This is a genomic window from Paracoccus aminovorans (assembly GCF_900005615.1).
In the GTDB taxonomy this organism is placed as follows: Bacteria; Pseudomonadota; Alphaproteobacteria; order Rhodobacterales; family Rhodobacteraceae; genus Paracoccus; species Paracoccus aminovorans.
Genome location: NZ_LN832562.1, coordinates 737,501 through 740,381, shown reverse-complemented (window position 1 = coordinate 740,381; position 2,881 = coordinate 737,501). Strand labels below are relative to the sequence as shown.

Genomic DNA, 2,881 nt, shown 5'->3' with positions numbered 1-2,881 from the left:
GCTTCCCCGCGGGGAAGCCCGGCGCGGGGCAGGGCGCTTCCCCGCGGGGAAGGTTGGGAGGCGCTTGACAGCTGGCACCGGTGGTATTACTTTTGGTAATACCACGGGGGAATCATCCATGCGCATCACCGTCAAGGGTCAGGTCACCATCCCGCAGGAGGTCCGCGACTATGCCGGCTTCCAGCCCGGCACTGAGGTCGAGTTCGTGATCGGCGGCGACGGCGTGGTCCGGGTGGTGGCGGCCGGGCAGGCGGGCGAAAGCCGCAGCCGCCGGCTGGAGGCCACGCTGACCGGGCTGCGCGGCAGCGCCGATGCCGGCCTGACCACCGACGAGATCCTGGCGCTGACCCGCGGATGACGCCGGTCTTGGTCGATTCCAACGTGCTGATCGACCTTGCCACCGACGATCCGGTCTGGGGCGACTGGTCGATGCGGGTGCTGGCCCGGCTGGGGCAGGGCGCGCGGCTGGTCATCAATCCGCTGATCTATGCCGAACTGTCGGTGGCCCATGCCCGGATCGAAACCTTGGAGGCGCTGTTGCCCGAGGACGTGTTTCACCGCGAGGCTCTGCCCTGGCCGGCCGCCTTTCTGGCCGGCAAGGCCTTTCTGACCTATCGCAAGCGCGGGGGCGCGCGACGCTCTCCGCTGCCGGACTTCTATATCGGCGCCCATGCCGCGATCCGCGGCTATCGGCTGCTGACCCGCGACCGCGGCCGCTATGCGACCTATTTTCCCCGGCTGGAGGTGATCGCTCCGGAAGACTGGAAGTAGACCGCAAAACCTGTTAATTCTGCGGATAAGGCTTTTTGCAGGTCGGGAAACATGCCCTTGGCGCCGGACCCATCCTATCACGCGCAGGTGCCTGGGCGCCAGCTTTTCGATGCTGGCGACTGGCTGGCCGCGCAGGAGCGGCTGGCGGGCGATCTGGCGCGCGCGAGCTTCGCGCTGGGGCGGCTGGAGGGCGCAGTGGCGGCGCTGCCGGCCGAGGCGCGGGCCGGCGCGGTCACCCGGCTGGCGCTGATCGAGATCGAGGCGATGCTCTGGGCGCAGGGCCTGCCGCTGCGGCGCGAGGAGATCGGCCGCGACCTGATGGAGGCACGCGCCGGCGCCGACCTGGAGGCGATGCGGCTGGCGCGCTGGGGGTTGCGGCGGCTGGAAGGGCAGGGCGATCCGGGCGATCTGCGCGTCTTCCTGGGGCTGCACCGGGCCGAGGTGGCGGGGCTGGACGACCGGCTGGCGGCGCGGCCGACCGGCCGGGACTTCGACGCCGCCGCCGCCGAGTTCCAGGCCATGGCGGCGGGGCTTTCCGGGGTCGCGCCGCTGGCGCGGGCACCGGCGCTGCGGGTGCTGTGGCGGCTGTGCGGCCTTTCGGGTCCCGAGGTGCTGGCCGAGCCGGCGGTCTGGACCGCGCGCGCCATGGCCGAGGGATGCGAGGCGCTGCGTTTCGTGCCTCTGGGCCGGCACGGGCGCGGGGTCTGGGTGGACGGCGGCACGCCGGTCGAGCGGATGGCGCGGCAACTGGCGGCGGCGGCGGCCGGTGCGGTCGATGCCGGGCACGAACTGGCGCGGGTCGCCGGCTGGCAGGCGCGGGCGCTGGCCGCGGTGGCGCGCATCAAGGGCGACAACCCGGCCCGGGTGGTCCGGGCGCTGGCGGCGCATCCGATCCTGAGCGCGGCGATGCTGGAAGAGGCGACCGGCATCAGCCGCGACACCGCCGAGCGGCTGCTGGCGCGGCTGCGCGACCTGGGGCTGGCGCGCGAGATCACCGGCGGCCGGCGCTTTCGGCTGTGGGTGCTGGCGGGTTAGGCTGGGGGTCCGACGCCTTGGAGGGGGATGCATGCGGATCGAGGAGAAGGTGTTTCTGGTCACCGGCGCGGGGTCGGGTCTGGGCGCGGCGGTCGCCCGGATGGCCGTGGGCGCGGGGGCGCGGGCCGCGCTTCTGGACGTGAACGCCGAGGCGGGCGCGGCGATGGCGGCCGACCTGGGCGCGGCGGCGCTGTTCCGGCGTTGCGACGTCGCCAGCGCCGAGCAGGGTGCGGCCGCCGTGGCCGCGGCGGTGGAGGCGTTCGGCCGGGTGGACGTGCTGGTGAACTGCGCCGGGGTGGCTGTGGGCGAGCGGATCCTGGGCCGCGAGGGGCCGCACGGGCTGGAGCGCTTCGCCCGCGCGGTCGAGGTCAATCTGGTCGGCACCTTCAACATGCTGCGGCTGGCGGCGGAGGCGATGGCGCGGAACGATCCGGACCCGGGCGGCGCGCGCGGGGTGATCGTCAACACCGCCTCGATCGCGGCCTATGACGGGCAGATCGGGCAGGCGGCCTATGCGGCCTCGAAGGGCGGCGTCGCGGCGCTGACCCTGCCGGCGGCGCGGGAACTGGCGCGGCACGGCATCCGGGTCATGGCGGTCGCGCCGGGTCTGTTCGCCACGCCGATGATGGCCGGCCTGCCGGCGGAGGTGCAGGACAGCCTGGCCGGCACCGTGCCCTTTCCGCCGCGGTTGGGCCGACCCGAGGAATATGCGGCGCTGGTGCGCCATGTCGTCGAGAACCCGATGCTGAACGGCGAGGTCATCCGGCTGGACGGCGCGCTGCGCCTGGCACCGAAATAGCGCGTCCCCGAAACAGGAGGGAGAGATCATGGACAAGGATCCGATCGTCATTGCGGGCGCGGCCCGCACGCCCATGGGCGGCTTTCAGGGCGATTTCGCTAGCGTCCCGGCGGCGCAGCTTGGCGCGACCGCGATTCGGGCCGCGTTCGGCGGGCTCGACCCCGGGGCGGTGGACGAGATCTTCATGGGCTGCGTGCTGGCCGCCGGCCAGGGCCAGGCCCCGGCCCGGCAGGCGGCGCTGGCGGCGGGGCTGCCGGCGGCGGCGGGGGCGACGAC

At 73.8% G+C, this 2,881-nt stretch carries 5 protein-coding genes (1 of these 5 only partly in view); all 5 read left to right on the top strand.

Annotated elements, in window-relative coordinates; translation table 11 throughout:
* The first annotated feature begins 118 nt into the window (after nucleotides 1-118).
* Tightly spaced (at most 51 nt apart), the 5 genes in view from JCM7685_RS19455 to JCM7685_RS19435 form a layout consistent with a single transcriptional unit that may run on beyond the window.
* Entirely contained in the window at nucleotides 119-358 is a 240-nt protein-coding gene (locus JCM7685_RS19455; RefSeq protein WP_074966620.1) for an AbrB/MazE/SpoVT family DNA-binding domain-containing protein, read from the top strand.
* Nucleotides 355-771: a type II toxin-antitoxin system VapC family toxin gene (locus JCM7685_RS19450; RefSeq protein ID WP_074966619.1), complete on the top strand. Its 417-nt coding sequence runs from the start codon at nucleotides 355-357 to the stop codon at nucleotides 769-771. The genes JCM7685_RS19455 and JCM7685_RS19450 overlap by 4 nt, the downstream gene beginning before the upstream one ends.
* A 51-nt stretch (nucleotides 772-822) precedes the next feature.
* Nucleotides 823-1,806: a MarR family transcriptional regulator gene (locus JCM7685_RS19445; protein ID WP_074966618.1), complete on the top strand. Its 984-nt coding sequence runs from the start codon at nucleotides 823-825 to the stop codon at nucleotides 1,804-1,806.
* 31 nt (nucleotides 1,807-1,837) lie between these two features.
* On the top strand, nucleotides 1,838-2,605 hold the full coding sequence (locus JCM7685_RS19440; protein WP_100526168.1) for an SDR family NAD(P)-dependent oxidoreductase: 768 nt from the start codon (nucleotides 1,838-1,840) through the stop codon (nucleotides 2,603-2,605).
* A gap of 25 nt (nucleotides 2,606-2,630) precedes the next feature.
* Nucleotides 2,631-2,881 carry the 5' end (the start) of an acetyl-CoA C-acyltransferase gene (locus JCM7685_RS19435; RefSeq protein WP_170849008.1) on the top strand. The gene runs 934 nt beyond the window's last position, so 251 of the gene's 1,185 nt are visible here — the first part of the coding sequence; its start codon is at nucleotides 2,631-2,633; the stop codon falls past the right edge of the window.